The following is a 16,797-nucleotide window of genomic DNA, read 5'->3' as shown; positions in this document are numbered from 1 at the left end:
CACTGCGGGCGGGTCGTCCGTCAGACGTTGACGCCGAAGTCCTGGGCGATGCCGACCAGGCCCGAGGCGTAACCCTGGCCCACCGCGCGGAACTTCCACTCCGCGCCGTTGCGGTACAGCTCGCCGAAGACCATGGCCGTCTCCGTCGCCGCGTCCTCGGAGAGGTCGTAGCGGGCGATCTCGGCGCCGCCCGCCTGGTTCAGGATGCGGATGTAGGCGTTGCGGACCTGGCCGAAGTTCTGCGAGCGGGTCTCCGCGTCGTAGATCGAGACCGGGAAGACGATCTTCTCGATGTCCGCCGGGAGGCCGGCCAGGTTGACGTTGATCGCCTCGTCGTCGCCCGCGCCCTCGCCCGTGCGGTTGTCGCCGGTGTGGACGATGGTCTGGTCCGGGGTCGACTTGTTGTTGAAGAAGATGAAGTGACCCTCCGAGTAGACCTTGCCCTCGGGGTTGACCGCGATCGCCGAGGCGTCGAGGTCGAAGTCCGTGCCGGTGGTGGTGCGGACGTCCCAGCCAAGGCCTACGGTGACGGCGGTCAGGCCCGGGGCCTCCTTGGTGAGCGAGACGTTGCCACCCTTGGACAGGCTTACAGCCATTGTTGGGAGTCCTTCCCTCGTTGCGGTGCGGGCTTCGTACTGAGGACGAAGCTACCGGTACCTGTATGAACGCCAAGAGGGGTATCGAAGGTTCCACGTGGCTTTACTTTCTTTACCCGTGCCTTTCGGAACGTCTGGGGTAATTGGCGTGACGTGGACCGGACAGGCAGGGGACCATGGGGGACATGTCCGGTCCCTATCTCATCCGCGGCTCCGTCTCCCTGCCCGAGGCCGAGCTCATGTGGCGTTTCTCGCGGTCGTCGGGGCCGGGCGGGCAGCACGTCAACACCAGCGACTCCCAGGTGGAACTCCGCTTCGACCTGGCGAAGACCGAGGCCCTGCCCGAGGTGTGGAAGGCCCGCGCGCTGGACCGCCTCGCCTCCCGGCTCGTCGACGGCGTCGTGACCGTACGGTCCTCCGAGCACCGCTCCCAGTGGCGCAACCGCGAGACCGCCGCCGTACGCCTCGCGGCGCTGCTCGCCGAGGCCACCGCGCCGCCGCCGAAGCCGCGCAGGCCCACCCGGATTCCCCGGGGCATCAACGAGCGCCGACTGCGCGAGAAGAAGGCCCGCTCCGACACCAAGCGGGGGCGGACCGGGCGCGACTGGGGGTAATCCCTTTCGGGACTACGGCAGTTCCAGCACGCCGACCGTCTCGCCCTCGCTCAGCTCGCCGTTGGGCCGGAAACCCAGCCCCGCGTAGAACCCGGCCGGTCCGGCCGTGCCCTCGTGCCAGGTGACGTAGAGCTCCTTGCCGCCCCGGCGGCGGATCTCGGCGGCGACGGACTCCACGGCAAACCGGCCGTAGCCGCGGCCCTGTTGGTCCGCCGCGATGTTCAGGCGCCACAGGCCGGAACGGATGACGGAGCCGTCCAGGTTCCAGTCGATGTCGAAGAACGCCATGAGGAAGCCGACGGGTCGGTCCTCGTCGACGATCAGGCGGGGCCAGGCGGTGCCGGGGTGGACGTAGGCCTCGGCGAGGGATTTCACGACGGGGGAGACCGCGAACTCCTGGTCGGGGCGGACCCGAATGCCCACGGCTGCTTGGAAGTTGGCCGGGGTGATCTCTTCGAGGCGGGGACCGGGCCCGGGCCCGGTGGTGATGGTCGTCATGGGTGCACGGTAGGCGGACCGCTCACCGGTGGGCGATCGGATTCACGGTCACCCCAACTGCCGGTACCTGCCCCGGAAGTAGGTCAGCGGGCCGCCGTCCGTGCCGGTCGCCTCCGCCGTCAGTACGCGGCCGATGACGAGGGTGTGGTCGCCGGCCGACACCCGTTGCTCCGTGCGGCATTCGAGGGTGGCGAGGGCGCCGCGGACCAGGGGCGCGCCGGATGCCGCGCCGTGGACGTAGGGGATGTCGTCGAAGAGGAGACGATCGCTGATGCGGCCCTTCATCGCGAAGCGGCCCGCGATGTGGCGCTGGCTCTCGGCGAGGACGGAGACGGCCCACAGGGGCTGTTCGTCGAGGAGGTCGTCCATGCGGGAGCCGTTGCGGAGGCTGACCAGGACCAGCGGCGGGTCCAGGGACACCGACATGAAGGCGGTCGCGGTCATGCCGACGTCCTCGCCGACCGGGGCGTGCGGGTCGTCCGGGTCGTACGGCTCCTCGTGCGCGGTCACCAGGACCACGCCCGCGGCCAGCCGGGCGAGGGCGGCGCGGAACTCGTCGTTGCTCACCCCCACAGCATGCCCGGAGGGGAGGGACTCGGTGATCGACGCGGTGTTCAGCACGCCGGGAACGCTAATCTCCGAGTGCCGCGCCGCGCATCGGACTTCGGTCCCGGACGGGTCCTAGGACCAATGGCCCACGCGACGGAACATCGTCGTGCATCATGTCCACACACCCACAAAGTTTGCGTTCAGTAAACGCACAGGGAAAATGCAGAAACTCCACTCAATTGTTCATCTTCTGCTGTGACTTGAGTCACAAGGGGTAGTAATTGTTGACCCTGTGTACCGAGTGGGCAGCGCGCTGTGATTCAGTGGCGGGGAAGAAGACCCTTGATTCGCTGCGAGGTCTCGGGGGGAGGGCGAGTATGGAGACCGAGTCGGAACCCTACGTCCGTCTTGAGAACCTGCGGCAACTGCATACGGTCATGGCGGACATGAACACCGCCCGCAGCCTGGCGGACACCCTGCAAACCGTCGCCGACGGCGTGGTCAACGGCCTCGGGTACGAGCTGGCGTGCGTCAACCTCGTGCGCCCCGACGGCGACCTCGTGGTCGCCGCGTTCTCCGGGAACTCCGCCGCCGAGGCGCTCATCACCGGCCGCGTCGGCTCCCGCGCCTCCTGGGAGCGCCGACTCGGCATGGGCGAGGACTGGGGCGACCTGCGGTTCATACCGCACACCGAGGGCTGGGTCCTCGACGAGGACGACGTACCGCAGTGGTACACCGACGGCCCCGCGCCCCGCTTCGAGGACGAGTGGCACCCCTCCGACCGGCTGTTCGCGCCCATGTACACGCCCGGCGTCTCCGGCGGCTCGTGCGGCGAACTGATCGGCGTCCTGTCCGTGGACCGCCCGCGCAACGGCCGCCGGCCCGGCGCATGGGGGCGCGAAGCGCTCCAGATGTACGCCTTCCAGGCCGCCATCGCGATCAGCAACGCGCGTCTACGTGCGAATATGCAACGCGCACTTGTCAGACTCGAACGCGAGCAACAGGCCCTGCGCGCAAGCGAGGAGAGCTTCCGGCAGGCCTTCGAGTACGCCCCCTCCGGCATGGCGATAGCCGAGATGGGCGGCGACCAGCACGGCCGAATACTCCGCAGCAACGACGCCCTGTGCCGCCTCCTGGGCCGCCCCGCCTCCGCGATGCGCCGCTACTCCTTCTCGGACCTCGTCCACCCCGAGGACATAGGCACCCTGCTGAGAACCTCGGCGGAGGGCGGCCGCGCGGAACTCCGCCTGGGCCGCCGGGACGGCACCTACGTCTGGGTCTCGCTCCGCAACTCCGTCGTCGCCGACGCCGCCGACGGGCCGCGCTTCCTCCTCTCCCACGTCGAGGACATAGAGGACCGCAAGCGCCGCGAGCTGCAACTCGCCCACCGCGCCGCGCACGACGCGCTCACCGGCCTGCCGAACTCGGCCGAGCTGCGCACCCGCCTCTCCTCGCGCCTCTGCCAGCGCCCGCAGTCCGCGTTCCCCGGCGAGGTCGAGTCGATCGACGCCGCGTACGGACATCCGGCCTACGACGCGAACGGCCACGGCTTCGACTATCCCCCGGGCGCCGACCTCCTGGGCGCCTACGACCACCACGTCCACACCATCGCCCCCGAGGGCGAGCGCGACGACGGCACCAAGGGGCTCGCGGTCCTCTTCTGCGACCTCGACGGCTTCAAGTCGATCAACGACCGGTTCGGGCACAACGCGGGCGACGCGGTCCTCATCGAGGTCGCCCGGCGGCTCGGCCGGGCCGTGCGTGACGGCGACACGGTGGCCCGGCTCGGCGGCGACGAGTTCGTGGTCCTCGCCGACGGCCTCGGCAAGGCCGACGCCGCCGACCTCGCCGTACGCCTGCGGAACGAGATCATCCAGCCCATCCGGGTCGACGGCCGGGCCATGCGGGTCGGGGCCAGTTTCGGCATCGGGTGGGCGCACTGCGGCATGACGGCGGACGAGGTGTTGAAGTCCGCCGACGAACGGATGTACATCGAGAAACGATCTCGTCCCAAACAGCACAGACGCGCGGGATGATCTCCAGGTCAGCGTTGTGATGCCGTCCGAGTCACCCGTTTGGACTACGCGGAGCGGGTAGGCTCGCAGTTCTCCAGACGTATCGAAGACGCGATCGAAGACGTAATCGAAGACGCGTCTGAAGCTGACGTACCGCACCCGCACCTGTTGAGGAGTACCTAGGGATGACGCCCGGCAACAACGGCGCGAGCACGCCCGAGGACGACGACCCGTTCGGCTACCTGTACGAGGACGGCCAGGCCGCCGGAGCCCAGCCGCCGTCCGGCGGCGGTTACGGCTACCCGGGCTCCGTCAACCGGGTGCGCGCGGTCGGTGAGCGCCAGTACGGCGGCCAGCCCGCCGCCCCCACCGCCCAGTACCAGCAGCAGCCGTACGGCCAGACCGTCCCGCAGCAGCAGGCCTACGGTGCCCAGCCGAACGCGCACTACCAGGCCCCCGAGTCCTTCGGCGCCCCGCCGACCCAGCAGCCCCCGTCCTACGACGGCGGCCGGGGCGGCGGCCGGGGCCGCGGCCCCAACACCAAGGGCCTGCTGATCGGCGCGATCGCGGTCGTCGCCGCGGTGGTCATCGGCATCAGCGTGGCGATGATGAACGGCAACGACGACACCAAGACGGGCGACCAGGCGGGGTCGACGCCTTCGGCTTCGACGAGCGCCTCGTCGAGCCCGTCGCCGAGCAACAGCGCGTCGAGCGCGGCGGAACTGCCGAAGGTCGACGCCAAGGTCCTTCTGCTGGGCGGCGGCGCCACCACGGCATCCGACGTCGACGGCGCCGAAGCCGACGGCGGTGTCTATGTGTCCGGCTTCAACGCGGTCGGCGCGACCCTGACATGGAACGTGAGCGGCATCACGAAGAGCGGCGGTTACCGCCTGTACGTCAACTACGGCGTACCCGGCAAGGACGCCACCGCCACCCTCACGGTCAACGGCACGGCCCAGTCCCGCCCGCTGAACCTGGGCAACTTCGCGAAGGCCGCCGAGGGCGACTACGAGAAGGGCTGGACGGAGACCTGGGCGTCCGTCCAGCTCAACAAGGGCACCAACAGCATCAAGATCTCCTGCGAGCAGGGCGACCAGTGCGACGTCAACTTCGACCAGCTGTACCTGGTGAACGGCTGACCTAGGCCGCGTCGGCGTCCCCCGTCACCGCGACCCTCCCCAGCAACTCCTCGTACGCCGGGCGGTCGAACTCGCCCGCCACCGGCGCCAGTACGGTCGCCGCCGACAGGGCCACGGCCCGTGCCAGCCGGTCCGGCCAGGGCAGGCGTTCGACCAGTCCCGACAGCAGGCCCGCGACCACCGAGTCGCCCGCGCCGGTCGGATTGCCGTGCACCCGTGCCGGAGGCGCCGCGTGCCAGTCGCCCTCCGGGGTCGCCGCCAGCAGACCCCGGGCACCCAGCGAGGCGACGACCGTACGGGCACCCCGGCGTCGCGCGTCCCGCGTGGCCCGCAACGGGTCGTGGGAGCCGGTGAGTTCGGCCAGTTCGTCGGCGTTGGGCTTGACGATGTCGGGGCGGGCGGCGACTCCGCGACGGAGCGGTTCACCGCTGGTGTCCAGCAACACGGGCACTCCGGCCGCCCGTGCCGTGCGGACCAGCCCGGCATACGCGCCCACCGGCACCCCCGGCGGCAGACTCCCGCACAGCGCCACCGCCGACACTCCACCGCCCAACAGGCCCTCGTACGCCTCCTGGAACGCCGACCACTCCGCCGAAGTGACCGTCGGGCCGGGCTCGTTGAGTTGAGTCGTGTCACCAGTCAGCTCGTCCACGATCGCCGTCGTACGGCGGGTGGCCCCGGCGACCGGGACCAGCGCGTCCAACACACCTGGCGTACCCGCGAGTTGCTCCTGTACGACCCGCCCCGTCGCGCCGCCCGTGAACCCGGTCACCGTCACCTCGTGGCCGAGGGCGGCCAGCACCCGGGCCACGTTCAGCCCCTTGCCGCCGGGCCGCTCGGTCACCTCGGAGACGCGGTGCGTGCCGTGCGGCCGCAACTCCCGTACCCGGTAGGTGATGTCGAGCGCGGTGTTGAGTGTGACCGTGAGAATCACCCGCGTCGACCTCCCCCGACTTTCGCGTGAACGCGCTTGCTCCGGAGGCTCGATGATGTCAAACGGGAGGCGGTCCTCCCAGTCCCCCGGGACAACCGCCGCCGTCAACCACGTCACATATCAGCCCAGTTGCGGCTCGACCACCCAAGTGCCGCGCCGCATCACGCCCTTGAGATCGAAGTCGGAGTCCAGCAGCACCAGGTCGGCGTACTTGCCGGGCTCCAGCGAGCCGATCTCGTCGTAACTCCCGAGCAGGCGCGCCGGGTTGGCGGAGATCGCGGCGACCACGTCCTCGACCGGCAGCCGGTCGACCGTCACCGCACGCTTGAAGGCCCGGTCCAGGGTCAGCGTCGACCCGGCGATCGAACCGCCCTCCACCAGTCGCGCCACACCCTCGCTCACCTCGACCTCCAACGGGCCGAGCATGTACCGGCCGTCGCCGAAGCCCGCCGCGTCCATCGCGTCCGTGATGAACGCCACCCGGCCCGCGCGCGCGTGATGGAACGCCAACTCCAGGGCCGCCGGGTGGAGATGCGTACCGTCGTTGATCAACTCGACGGTGACGCGCTCGTCTTCGAGGAGCGCCGCGATCGGACCGGGCTCGCGGTGACCGAGCGGCGGCATCGCGTTGAACAGATGCGTGGCGACCGTCGCGCCCGCGTCGATCGCCTCCACCGTCTGCTCGTACGACGCGTCCGTGTGCCCGATCGCCGCGATGACGCCGTGCTCGACGAGCAGCCGTACGGAGTCGAGGCCGCCCGGGAGTTCGGTCGCGAGGGTGACCATCCTGGCGCTGCCGCGCGCCGCGTCGACCAGCTTGCGCACGTCCGCGGGGTCGGGCTCGCGCAGCAGGGCCTCGGAGTGGGCGCCCTTGCGGCACGGGGAGATGAACGGGCCCTCGAAGTGGATCCCGGCGAGGTCGCCCTGCTCGGCCAGTTCGGAGAGGAGGCCGGCGCGGTGGGTCAGGAAGTCCATCTCGCCGGTGACGGTGGAGGCGACGAGGGTGGTGGTGCCGTGCAGGCGGTGGGTGTGGATGCCCTTGAGGACGTCGTCGACGGTGCCGGAGGTGAAGGAGGCTCCGCCGCCGCCGTGGTTGTGGAGGTCGACGAATCCGGGGACCAGCCAGTGGCCGGTGACGTCGAGGACCTGGGCGTTGTCGGGGGCGGCGCCGGCGATTCGGGTGCCGTCGACGACGAGGCGGCCTTCGCGCACGATGCCTGTCGGGAGGACCACGTTGGCGCCGGACAGGATGAGGGGCGCATTGACCGTCGCGGAGTGCGGGCTCGTTGTGGCTGGTCGCGCAGTTCCCCGCGCCCCTGGGTGGGTTGCCATTAGGGGGTTACCTCCATGCGGTCGGTTGTGGTCAGGAGGTCCCAGGCCAGGAGGCCGGCACCGAGGCATCCGGCCGTGTCCCCCAGGGCCGCGGGGACGATCGTCGGGAGTTTCTGGAAGGTGATCCGGCCCTCGACCGCCTCCCTCAGCGGTGTGAACAAGGTTTCTCCCGCCTCCGCCAGGCCGCCACCGATGATGATCGTGCGGGGGTCCAGGAGGGTGAGGGCGGTGACGAGGCCGTCGGCGAGGGCGTCGACGGCTTCCTGCCAGACCTTTTCCGCGCGGGGGTCCCCGGAGGCGACCGCCTTCGCGCAGTCCGCCGCGTCCGCCTCCGGGGCGCCGGAAACGGCCGCCCACGCCTCCGTCACCGCCGCCGCGGACGCGTACCGCTCCAGGCAGCCGGTCTGGCCGCAGGGGCAGGGGGCGCCGCCGGGTCGTACGACGATGTGGCCGATCTCGCCCGCGAAGCCGTGCGCGCCCGCCTCCACCCGGCCGTCGATGCCGATCGCGCCCGCTATGCCGGTGCCCAGCGGCACGAACAGGAAGCGGTCGGCGCCCTTGCCCGCGCCGATCCGGCCCTCGGCGAGGCCGCCGGTGCGGACGTCGTGGCCGAGGGCGACCGGGACACCGCCGAGCCGGGCGGCCAGCAGGTCGCGCAGGGGTACGTCGCGCCAGCCGAGGTTGGCCGAGTAGGCGGCGATGCCCCGCTCGGCGTCGACGATGCCGGGGACGGCGACTCCGGCGGCGGACGCGGGCTCGCCGTACCGCTCCTCGCCGTACGCGCGCAGTTCGGCGGCGAAGCCGAGGATGTGCTCGACGACCGCGTCCGGTCCGCGCTCGCGGCCGGTCGCCCGGCGGGCCCGGTGCAGCAGCTCGCCGTCGGCGCCCACGAGGGCGGCTTTCATCCCGGTGCCGCCCACGTCGAGGGCGATGACATGTCTCACGGGGGACAGTGTGGCCCGTCTACCCGCGAGAGGTCTAGTCCACTTACGTGGTGTAGACCTTATGGGTTCGCGGAGCGAACGTCACGACAGCAAAGCTTTGGGGAGTCAGCAGTGCAGCGGCGCAGGACAGGAATGATCGCGGCGATGTCCGTACTGGGCATGACGGCGGTCCTCGGTGGCTGCGGCCTCGGCGGGGACTCCGGTGATGTCACCCTGAGACTCGTCGCCGCCGACTACGGCGACTCCGCGTCCAACAGTTCGCGGAAGTACTGGGACGCGCTCGTCAAGGCGTACGAGGCGAAGCACCCCGGCGTGAAGGTCGACGTCAGCGTGTACTCGTGGAACGAGGTCGACGCCAAGGTCAAGGCGATGGTCGACGCGGGGAAGGCCCCGGACATGGCACAGATCGGCGCGTACGCCGACTACGCCGACGAGGGCAGGCTGTACTCCACCGCCGACCTGCTCTCCATCCCCGTAGAAGCCGACTTCCTGGAACCGCTCGCGGACGCGGGGGAGGTCGACCACATCCAGTACGGCATTCCGTTCGCCGCGTCCACGCGCGTCCTCTTCTACAACAAGACCCTCTTCGCCGAGGCCGGACTGACCCCGCCCAAGGACTGGAGCGAACTGGCCGCCGACGCCGAGGCGTTGAAGGAGCGGGGCGTGAAGTACCCGTTCGCGCTGCCGCTCGGTTCCGAGGAGGCGCAGGCCGAGACCATGCAGTGGCTGCTCGGCGGGGGCGGCGGCTACACCGACGACCTCGGCAGCACCTACACCCTCGACTCCGCGGAGAACATCTCCACCTTCACCTGGCTGCGCGACAAACTCGTCGGCAAGGGCCTGACCGGACCCGTCGCACCCGCCGAACTCAACCGCGCGGACGCGTTCGCCGCCTTCGCCGACGGTGACGTAGGCATGCTCAACGGCCACCCGACCCTCATCCAGCAGGCGGCCAAGAAGGGCGTCGAGTTCGGCACGGTCGCGATGCCGGGGCGCACCGGCAAGGCCAAGACCACGATGGGCGTCGCCGACTGGATGGCCGCGTTCAAGCAGAACGGCCACCGCGACCAGATCGGCGACTTCCTCGACTACGTCTACAGCGAGAAGAACGTCCTCGCCTTCTCCCGCGCGTACGACCTGCTGCCGGTGACCAACTCCGCGTCCAAGGTGATGGAGGCGTCGAAGCAGGACCAGGACCTCCGCCCCTTCCTGGAGGAACTCCCCCTCTCCACGCTCTACCCGGTCGGCAACACCTCCTGGGCCACGGTCAGCGCCGACATCAAGAAGCGCATAGGGCAGGCGGTCACCGCGAACGGCAGCCCGGGCGCGGTGCTGGGGCAGCTGCAAGCGGCGGCGACGCTGGCGGAGAGCGGCAAGTAGGAGGCCGGGGTGGGGGCCGGGGCCGCTGTCAGTGGTGGGGGTTACGGTGCAGGGCATGGACAAGGACCGCCCCCCGGACCGCCCCTCGCGGCTTCCTCCCCTCCACCGGAGGGAACAGGACATCCTCGCGCTGGAGCGCCGCGGCTTCCCGGGCCCCGGCGCGAAGGAGCGCGCGATCCGGGAGGAGCTGGGCCTGGCCCCCGTGCGCTACTACCAGCTGCTCAACGCCCTGCTGGACGACGAGCGGGCGCTCGCCCACGACCCGGTCACGGTGAACAGGCTGAGACGGGTCCGTGAGACGCGGCGTTCGGAACGGTGAGGGTCCGGCCGAGGGGTGATGGGCGAGGGGTGCGGTCGGCTCCGCGCGGATAGGGTCGTCGTATGGGCAGCCCTAAGGACTCCACCGATCCCGTCCATTCCCCGGATGTACCGCCGACGGACGTACTGCCGATCCCTCGTACCGGTGCGGGGCGTGAGGGCCTGGAAGCGATTCTCGCGCGCCCCTCCGCCGCGGTGATCGGGCTCGACTTCGACGGCACGCTCGCACCGATCGTCGCGGACCCCGAGCAGGCCCGCGCGCACCCGGGCGCGGTGCCCGCGCTGGCCGCCCTCGCCCCGAAGGTCGCCTCCGTCGCCGTGATCACCGGCCGCCCGGCGGGCGTGGCGGTGCGCAACGGCGGCTTCGCGGGCGTACCGGGCCTGGAACACCTGGTCGTCCTCGGCCACTACGGCACGGAACGCTGGGACGCGGTCACCAGCACCGTCAGCGCCCCCGCCCAGCACCCGGGTGTGGCCGCCGTCCGCGCCGAACTCCCGGGCTTTCTCGACCGGTTCGGCGCCTGGCAGGGCACCTGGATCGAGGAGAAGGGCCGCGCCCTCGCCGTCCACACCCGCCGCGCCACGGACCCCCAGGCCGCCTTCGAGGCCCTCCGCGCCCCCCTCACCGACCTCGCCACCCGGCACGGCCTGATCGTCGAACCGGGCCGCCTGGTCCTGGAGTTGCGCCCACCGGGCATGGACAAGGGCGTGGCGCTGGCCGACTACCTCCGCGAGACGAACGCCGAGTCCGTCCTCTACGCCGGCGACGACCTCGGCGACCTCCCCGCCTTCGCCGCCGTGGAGAAACTCCGCTCCGACGGCCTCCCCGGCCTCCTCGTGTGCAGCGGCAACGACGAGGTCACGGAACTGCGGGAGCGGGCGGACCTGGTGGTGGACGGCGCGGCGGGGGTGGTGGGCCTGCTGTCGGCTCTCGCCGCTCAACTGGGCTGATCGGGGCGGGTGTTGACGGAGGGGGTCGGGCAGGGTTTCCGGCCCCGCACCTCGCGCCGGCAGCCCCGCGCCGGCAGCCCCGCGCCGGCAGCGACGTGCCGGGCCCGCCGCGACGACGTGGCGGACGTGGCCCGGCGGGATCGTAGCCCTGCTGTCGACGCCGACGGCTCAACTCGCCTGATCGCGCAGGGCGTTCAGCTGGTCCAGGAACCACTGGGCCGGGGGGAGGGCCGTGGCCGCCGCGGCCAACCTCTTTGTCCGCTCGGCGCGTTCCTCGGTCGGCATGGTCAGGGCCTCGTGGAGGGCGCCGGCCGTAGCGATCACGTCGTACGGGTTGATGGCGATCGCGTCCTTGCCCAACTCCTGGAACGCGCCTGCCTCCCGGGAAAGGACCAGTGCGCAGCCCTCGTCGGAGACGACCGGGACCTCCTTGGCGACGAGGTTCATGCCGTCCCGGATGGGGTTGACGAGGGCCACGTCGGCGAGGCGGTACGCGGCCAGGGAGCGGGCGAAGTCGTCCTTGACGTGGAGTACCACCGGGGTCCAACCGGGCGTCCCGTACCGCGAGTTGATCTCGTCCGCGAGGCGCTGCACCTCGGCGGTGTAGTCCCGGTACACGGCGAGGTCCTGTCGGGACGGGTAGGCGAAGGCGACGTGCACGACCCGCTCCCGCCACTCGGGGTGGTCGTCGAGCAACTGCCGGTACGCCAGCAGCCCGCGCACGATGTTCTTCGACAGCTCGGTGCGGTCGACGCGGACGATGGTCTTGCGGCCTTCGCCGATCTCCTCGCGCAGGGCGGCCATGCGCTCCTCGACGTCCGCCTCGTGGGAACGGGAGTGCAGGAACTCGGCGTCGGCACCGAGACTGTGGACGCCGATGATTGTCTTGCGGGTGATCCGCTCGCGGCCGGTGTCCGGATCGCGCCGCACGTGCTCGACGCCACGGGGAGAACCCGTCGGCCACAGAGGGAGCCACCGATAGGGATCGAGCCCCTGCACGCAGGTCTCGAACGCCGTCGCCCATGGCCAGGTCAGGAACCCCAGCCGGTCCGCCCCGAGCAGCCCCTCCATCAACCGCACCCGGATGTCGTCCGGAAGCATCGCGAAGTACTCGTACGGAGCCCACGGCGTGTGCGAGAAGTGCCCGATCCTGAGATCCGGCCGCAGCTCCCGCAGCATCCCCGGCACCAGACACAGGTGGTAGTCCTGCACCAGCACCGCCGCGCCCTCGGCCGCCTCCTGGGCCAGCGCCTCGGCGAACGCCCGGTTGTACGTCTCGTACGACGCCCACTGGCGCCGGAACTCCGCGTCGAAGACCGGCTCCAGCGGGGTCTGGTACAGCATGTGGTGGACGAACCACAGCACGGAGTTGGCGATGCCGTTGTACGCGTCGGCGTGCACGTCGGCCGGAATGGCGAGCATCCGCACACCGTCCTCGCCGACCCCGCGCCGTACCGCCTCCCGGTCGCCCTCCGACAGCGCCGAGCACACCCACAGCGCCCCCGCGTCCGGCCCGATCGCCGAAAGACCGGACACCAGCCCGCCGCCCCCGCGCCGGGCGCGCAGCGAACCGTCGTCGCCCACCTCGTACGAGACCGGCCCGCGATTGGACGCGACGAGCACCTGAGCAGCACCGGACGGGGACGAGGGGGACGACGTGGAAGCCATACGGCACAACCTAGCCCGGCCCGGAAACGCTCAAACGTACGGACGGGTCACAACGGACCGGACGGGTCCGTATACGGCCGTCCATGACCGCCCCGGCTACGCCACCTTGCGCGACTGGTACTCGGTGATGTCCACCATCGGCGGCCGTTCCTCCGTGTCCACGGAGTACGTGCGCGGCTCGAAACCGTCCGGACCCCGCTCGAACTGGGTCAGCGACGGCCGGATCAGATGCCCGCGGGCCAGCCTCAGCTGGGCCGTGCGGTAGATCTGCGCGGCCATCCGCCCCAGCGCCTGCCCGTCCTGGTGCCGGTGCTTGCGCACACCCACGTCCACCTGGGCGAGCGCGTCCAGGCCCACCAGGTGCAGCGCGTCGACGAGCATGCCCAGCTCGACGCCGTAGCCGACGGGGAACGGGAGCTGCTCAAGGAGCGAGCGGCGGGCCGCGTACTCGCCGCCCAACGGCTGGACGAATCCGGCCAGTTGAGGCCAGTGCATGTTCAGCAGCGGGCGGGCCATCAGCTCGGTGACCCGGCCGCCCTGTCCGGCCGCGCCGCCCAGCGGGCGGTCGTACATCGCCTTGACGAGGTCGACACCGGGGTCGGTGAGCAGCGGCCCCACGATCCCGGTGACGAAGTCCGAGGAGAACTCCTTCAGGTCGGCGTCGATGAAACAGACGATGTCGCCGCTCGTCACCAGCAGCGAACGCCACAGCACCTCGCCCTTGCCGGGCACGGCGGGGATGCGGGGCAGGATGTCGTCCCGGTGCACGACCCGGGCGCCCGCCGCGGCGGCCACCTCGGAGGTGCGGTCGGTAGACCCGGAGTCGACTACGACGATCTCGTCGACGAGCGGGACCTGCTGCATGAGGTCGTGACGGATGATCGCGACGATGTCACCGACCGTCGCTTCCTCGTTGAGCGCGGGCAGCACGACGGAGACCGACTGGCCCGTACGGTGCTTCGCGGCCAGGATCTTGTGGAGCGGCCGATCGGTCAGGGACCAGGAGCGGGTGCTCAGCCAGTGCTCGACTTCCTTCAGCACGTTGCGCGGCTCCTCTGCGTTCTCTCGGCGAGGGCTGGTCACAGACAGTGAGTAAGTGATCCATCTCGCGGTTCGGACGGCTCACTCAACTGTCCTGGCCTTCGGTTACAGTCTTGAACAACGCTGATGACCATCGCATGTCGGGGGCCGTCGGCGAGACAATTGCATACACAACTGAACACCGCTCATCCAGAGGGGCAGAGGGATACGGCCCGTTGAAGCCCCGGCAACCCTCCAGCCGGTCTTGTCGCATGTACACGTACATGTGCCGAGGCTCCCGGCTTGGGAAGGTGCCAAATCCGTCTCATGGCGAAACGCGTCGTGAGGAAGATGAGGAAAGGGCCTCGCCTCCATGGCTGCGCAGACTGTTGCAAGCACCACGAACCCCGCGAAGACGGACACGACCGCCGCGGACCCGAACACCACTTCCGCGAACGCCGTTGATCTCGGCCCCGCCACCGCGCTCTCCTGCCGCGAGTGCGGCCACCGCGTCCCGCTCGGCCCGGTCTTCGCCTGCGAGGAGTGTTTCGGCCCGCTGGAGATCGCCTACGACTTCTCGGCCTACGACACCGAAGAGCTTCGCAAGCGGATCGAAGCGGGCCCCGCGAACATCTGGCGTTACGCGCCCCTGCTGCCCGTCCCCGCGGACGTGGCGACCAAGCCGAACATCAACCCCGGCTGGACCAAGCTCGTCCAGGCCGACAACCTCGCCCGCGAACTCGGCGTGGACGCGGGCAAGTTGTTCGTGAAGGACGACTCCGGCAACCCGACGCACTCCTTCAAGGACCGGGTCGTGGCGCAGGCCATCGAGGCGGCGCGCGCCTTCGACTTCACCACCCTCTCCTGCTCCTCCACCGGCAACCTCGCGGGCGCGGTCGGCGCCGCCGCGGCCCGGGCCGGCTTCCGCTCCTGCGTGTTCATCCCGCACGACCTGGAGCAGGGCAAGGTCGTCATGGCCGCGGTCTACGGCGGCGAGCTGGTCGGCATCGAGGGCAACTACGACGACGTGAACCGCTTCTGCTCCGAGCTGATCGGCGACCCGGCCGGCGAGGGCTGGGGCTTCGTCAACGTCAACCTGCGGCCGTACTACGCGGAGGGCTCCAAGACCCTGGCGTACGAGATCTGCGAGCAGCTCGGCTGGCGGCTCCCGGACCAGCTGGTCGTGCCGATCGCCTCCGGCTCGCAGCTCACGAAGATCGACAAGGGTCTCCAGGAGCTGATCAAGCTCGGTCTCGTCGAGGACAAGCCGTACAAGATCTTCGGCGCGCAGGCGGAGGGCTGCTCGCCGGTGTCCGTGGCCTACAAGGCCGGGCACGACGTGGTCCGCCCCCAGAAGCCGAACACCATCGCCAAGTCCCTGGCCATCGGCAACCCGGCGGACGGGCCGTACGTCCTCGACATCGCGCGTCGCACGGGCGGTGCGGTGGAGGACGTCACCGACGAGCAGTGTGTGGACGCGATCAAGCTGCTGGCGCGGACCGAGGGGATCTTCGCGGAGACCGCGGGCGGGGTGACCGTCGGCGTGACGAGGAAGCTGATCGAGAACGGTCTGCTGGACCCGACGCTGACGACTGTCGTGCTGAACACGGGTGACGGTCTGAAGACGCTGGACGCGGTTGCCGGTACCGGGCTGACCGCGACGATCCGCCCGAGCCTTGAGTCGTTCAGGGAAGCCGGGCTCGCGTCCTGACGGCCCGCGCCCCCAAAAGACAAAGCCGTACCTGACCGGAGGTCCTGAGCATGAGCGTTTCCGTCCGCATCCCCACCATCCTGCGCACCTACACCGGCGGGCAGGCCGAAGTGACCGCCGAAGGCACCACCCTCGCCGAGGTCATCAGCGACCTGGAGAAGAACCACACGGGGATCTCCGCCCGGGTCCTCGACGACCAGGGGAAGCTGCGTCGGTTCGTCAACGTGTACGTCAACGACGACGACGTGCGGTTCGAGCAGGGGCTGGAGACGGCGACTCCGGACGGCGCCGGCGTCTCGATCATCCCGGCCGTCGCCGGAGGCTGATCGTTACCCTAGGTAATGCCGATTACCGAGAGTTCATCGAATTGCCCCCTCCGCGAGAGAAGCGGAGGGGGCAATTCTCTATGGTTGAGCGGGGTACAGTTGGGGAACGCGCTCCACTCGGCATGCCGAACGCATATGAGTACCGGCTCCGCGTGCGATGAGAAGTAGCCAAAGTGTGCAGGTATTTTGCGCCTTATGTGCCCTTTATCCGGCCCGACTTGCCCTGAAGTCGGGCGAATTCTCCGTAAATTCCCGACCGGTCCTGCCCGGAATTCTCGTCGGATTGACCTGTTGCAGACGGCAGTTGGACGGATACATTCGGCCGCGGTCGACGCGTTCCGGCGCACGCCCCCAATCCTGTGGGGGGTGAGGTCTGACCCGGATCCGCGAAGTGTGGATCCGTGCAAGGGCCAGTAATAGGGGAGTTAGGCATGGCTCAGGGCACCGTCAAATGGTTCAACGCGGAGAAGGGGTACGGCTTCATCGCGGTCGACGGTGGTGCGGATGTTTTCGTCCACTACAGCGCGATTCAAATGGACGGCTACCGCACCCTGGAAGAGGGTCAGCGGGTCGATTTCGAGATCTCGCAGGGTCAGAAGGGGCCGCAGGCGGACATGGTCCGGCTCGCGACCAGCTGAAGCACGCGCCGACGAACAGCAGCGACGTTCTTCGTTCCTCACCGAAGGGCTCGTACTCCTGGGGGGTCACCTCCTGGGGTACGGGCCCTTCGGCATGCCCGGAGCCACCGTCCGGGTACCGGTCAGTCCGCGGGAGCCGCTTGCACTCGACCATGCCGAGTGCT

Annotated in this window: 17 protein-coding genes and 1 riboswitch; of the genes, 9 read left to right on the top strand and 8 right to left on the bottom strand. The window is 70.1% G+C overall.

Going from position 1 to position 16,797, the window contains the following annotated elements:
• Positions 1 to 20: 20 nt before the first annotated feature.
• On the bottom strand, positions 21 to 596 hold the full coding sequence (locus ACWIHT_RS44455) for a TerD family protein (RefSeq protein WP_456174360.1): 576 nt from the start codon (positions 594 to 596) through the stop codon (positions 21 to 23).
• Positions 597 to 772: 176 nt separating this feature from the next.
• Here ACWIHT_RS44455 and arfB point away from each other — a divergent pair, with 176 nt between their 5' ends.
• Positions 773 to 1,210, top strand: a complete 438-nt coding sequence (gene arfB / locus ACWIHT_RS44450; RefSeq protein WP_456174359.1) for an alternative ribosome rescue aminoacyl-tRNA hydrolase ArfB — start codon at positions 773 to 775, stop codon at positions 1,208 to 1,210.
• Positions 1,211 to 1,222: 12 nt separating this feature from the next.
• On the opposite strand, the gene ACWIHT_RS44445 is transcribed toward arfB, so the two are convergent.
• Both ACWIHT_RS44445 and ACWIHT_RS44440 read right to left on the bottom strand, forming a co-directional pair.
• Positions 1,223 to 1,708, bottom strand: a complete 486-nt coding sequence (locus tag ACWIHT_RS44445; RefSeq protein ID WP_456174358.1) for a GNAT family N-acetyltransferase — start codon at positions 1,706 to 1,708, stop codon at positions 1,223 to 1,225.
• Positions 1,709 to 1,756: 48 nt separating this feature from the next.
• Positions 1,757 to 2,329, bottom strand: coding sequence for a flavin reductase family protein (locus ACWIHT_RS44440; protein ID WP_456174357.1), 573 nt, complete (start codon positions 2,327 to 2,329; stop codon positions 1,757 to 1,759).
• Between the two features lie 305 nt (positions 2,330 to 2,634).
• On the opposite strand from ACWIHT_RS44440, the gene cdgB reads away from it, so the two are divergent.
• Together cdgB and ACWIHT_RS44430 are read left to right on the top strand one after the other, a co-directional pair.
• Positions 2,635 to 4,293, top strand: a complete 1,659-nt coding sequence (gene cdgB, locus ACWIHT_RS44435; protein WP_456174356.1) for a diguanylate cyclase CdgB — start codon at positions 2,635 to 2,637, stop codon at positions 4,291 to 4,293.
• Between the two features lie 164 nt (positions 4,294 to 4,457).
• Positions 4,458 to 5,411, top strand: a complete 954-nt coding sequence (locus ACWIHT_RS44430) for a carbohydrate-binding protein (protein WP_456174354.1) — start codon at positions 4,458 to 4,460, stop codon at positions 5,409 to 5,411.
• Position 5,412: 1 nt separating this feature from the next.
• Here the strand turns inward: ACWIHT_RS44430 and ACWIHT_RS44425 are convergent, their stop codons facing one another.
• The 3 genes from ACWIHT_RS44425 to ACWIHT_RS44415 form a co-directional block, all read right to left on the bottom strand.
• Positions 5,413 to 6,345, bottom strand: coding sequence for a 1-phosphofructokinase family hexose kinase (locus ACWIHT_RS44425; RefSeq protein ID WP_456174352.1), 933 nt, complete (start codon positions 6,343 to 6,345; stop codon positions 5,413 to 5,415).
• 120 nt (positions 6,346 to 6,465) lie between these two features.
• A complete protein-coding gene (gene nagA / locus ACWIHT_RS44420; RefSeq protein ID WP_456174351.1) occupies positions 6,466 to 7,677 on the bottom strand; it encodes an N-acetylglucosamine-6-phosphate deacetylase in 1,212 nt (403 codons plus the stop codon).
• Entirely contained in the window at positions 7,677 to 8,621 is a 945-nt protein-coding gene (locus ACWIHT_RS44415; RefSeq protein WP_456174350.1) for an ROK family protein, read from the bottom strand. Before ACWIHT_RS44415 ends, nagA begins: the two co-directional genes overlap by 1 nt.
• A gap of 111 nt (positions 8,622 to 8,732) precedes the next feature.
• Between ACWIHT_RS44415 and ACWIHT_RS44410 the strand changes: the two genes are divergently transcribed.
• The 3 genes from ACWIHT_RS44410 to otsB all read left to right on the top strand — a co-directional run bounded on the left by ACWIHT_RS44410 (position 8,733) and on the right by otsB (position 11,270).
• Positions 8,733 to 10,001, top strand: a complete 1,269-nt coding sequence (locus tag ACWIHT_RS44410) for an extracellular solute-binding protein (RefSeq protein WP_456174349.1) — start codon at positions 8,733 to 8,735, stop codon at positions 9,999 to 10,001.
• Between the two features lie 55 nt (positions 10,002 to 10,056).
• Positions 10,057 to 10,320, top strand: a complete 264-nt coding sequence (locus ACWIHT_RS44405) for a DUF3263 domain-containing protein (RefSeq protein ID WP_456174348.1) — start codon at positions 10,057 to 10,059, stop codon at positions 10,318 to 10,320.
• 62 nt (positions 10,321 to 10,382) lie between these two features.
• Entirely contained in the window at positions 10,383 to 11,270 is an 888-nt protein-coding gene (otsB, locus tag ACWIHT_RS44400; protein WP_456174346.1) for a trehalose-phosphatase, read from the top strand.
• 168 nt (positions 11,271 to 11,438) lie between these two features.
• Here the strand turns inward: otsB and ACWIHT_RS44395 are convergent, their stop codons facing one another.
• On the bottom strand, positions 11,439 to 12,938 hold the full coding sequence (locus tag ACWIHT_RS44395; protein ID WP_456174344.1) for an alpha,alpha-trehalose-phosphate synthase (UDP-forming): 1,500 nt from the start codon (positions 12,936 to 12,938) through the stop codon (positions 11,439 to 11,441).
• A 96-nt stretch (positions 12,939 to 13,034) separates the two neighbouring features.
• The gene (locus tag ACWIHT_RS44390) at positions 13,035 to 13,979 is read right to left on the bottom strand and encodes a glucosyl-3-phosphoglycerate synthase (protein ID WP_456174342.1); all 945 of its coding nucleotides are present in this window, start codon (positions 13,977 to 13,979) and stop codon (positions 13,035 to 13,037) included.
• Positions 13,980 to 14,161: 182 nt separating this feature from the next.
• A riboswitch (SAM riboswitch) is annotated at positions 14,162 to 14,316 on the top strand.
• A gap of 15 nt (positions 14,317 to 14,331) precedes the next feature.
• Here ACWIHT_RS44390 and thrC point away from each other — a divergent pair.
• The 3 genes from thrC (at position 14,332) to ACWIHT_RS44375 (ending at position 16,633) form a co-directional block, all read left to right on the top strand.
• Positions 14,332 to 15,669, top strand: coding sequence for a threonine synthase (gene thrC / locus ACWIHT_RS44385; protein ID WP_456174340.1), 1,338 nt, complete (start codon positions 14,332 to 14,334; stop codon positions 15,667 to 15,669).
• Between the two features lie 50 nt (positions 15,670 to 15,719).
• Positions 15,720 to 15,995 carry a MoaD/ThiS family protein gene (locus ACWIHT_RS44380; protein ID WP_318017077.1) on the top strand — a complete coding sequence of 92 codons (276 nt, stop codon included), beginning with the start codon at positions 15,720 to 15,722 and terminating at the stop codon, positions 15,993 to 15,995.
• A 431-nt stretch (positions 15,996 to 16,426) separates the two neighbouring features.
• Complete coding sequence (locus tag ACWIHT_RS44375) at positions 16,427 to 16,633, top strand: cold-shock protein (RefSeq protein ID WP_019057200.1); 207 nt, start codon at positions 16,427 to 16,429, stop codon at positions 16,631 to 16,633.
• Positions 16,634 to 16,797 lie beyond the last annotated feature (164 nt).

This window comes from Streptomyces sp. NPDC002276 (assembly GCF_053891435.1).
Note: the sequence above shows the minus strand (reverse complement) of the source record. Positions and strands in the feature narration are given on the sequence as shown.

Bases quoted from the DNA above. Each gene is read 5' to 3' on its own strand.
- nagA (WP_456174351.1), bottom strand. From the start codon at position 7,677: ATGGCAACCCACCCAGGGGCGCGGGGAACTGCGCGACCAGCCACAACG.
- ACWIHT_RS44375 (WP_019057200.1), top strand. From the start codon at position 16,427: ATGGCTCAGGGCACCGTCAAATGGTTCAACGCGGAGAAGGGGTACGGC.
- ACWIHT_RS44445 (WP_456174358.1), bottom strand. From the start codon at position 1,708: ATGACGACCATCACCACCGGGCCCGGGCCCGGTCCCCGCCTCGAAGAG.
- ACWIHT_RS44395 (WP_456174344.1), bottom strand. From the start codon at position 12,938: ATGGCTTCCACGTCGTCCCCCTCGTCCCCGTCCGGTGCTGCTCAGGTG.
- otsB (WP_456174346.1), top strand. From the start codon at position 10,383: ATGGGCAGCCCTAAGGACTCCACCGATCCCGTCCATTCCCCGGATGTA.
- arfB (WP_456174359.1), top strand. From the start codon at position 773: ATGGGGGACATGTCCGGTCCCTATCTCATCCGCGGCTCCGTCTCCCTG.
- ACWIHT_RS44380 (WP_318017077.1), top strand. From the start codon at position 15,720: ATGAGCGTTTCCGTCCGCATCCCCACCATCCTGCGCACCTACACCGGC.
- ACWIHT_RS44455 (WP_456174360.1), bottom strand. From the start codon at position 596: ATGGCTGTAAGCCTGTCCAAGGGTGGCAACGTCTCGCTCACCAAGGAG.
- cdgB (WP_456174356.1), top strand. From the start codon at position 2,635: ATGGAGACCGAGTCGGAACCCTACGTCCGTCTTGAGAACCTGCGGCAA.
- ACWIHT_RS44405 (WP_456174348.1), top strand. From the start codon at position 10,057: ATGGACAAGGACCGCCCCCCGGACCGCCCCTCGCGGCTTCCTCCCCTC.
- thrC (WP_456174340.1), top strand. From the start codon at position 14,332: ATGGCTGCGCAGACTGTTGCAAGCACCACGAACCCCGCGAAGACGGAC.
- ACWIHT_RS44430 (WP_456174354.1), top strand. From the start codon at position 4,458: ATGACGCCCGGCAACAACGGCGCGAGCACGCCCGAGGACGACGACCCG.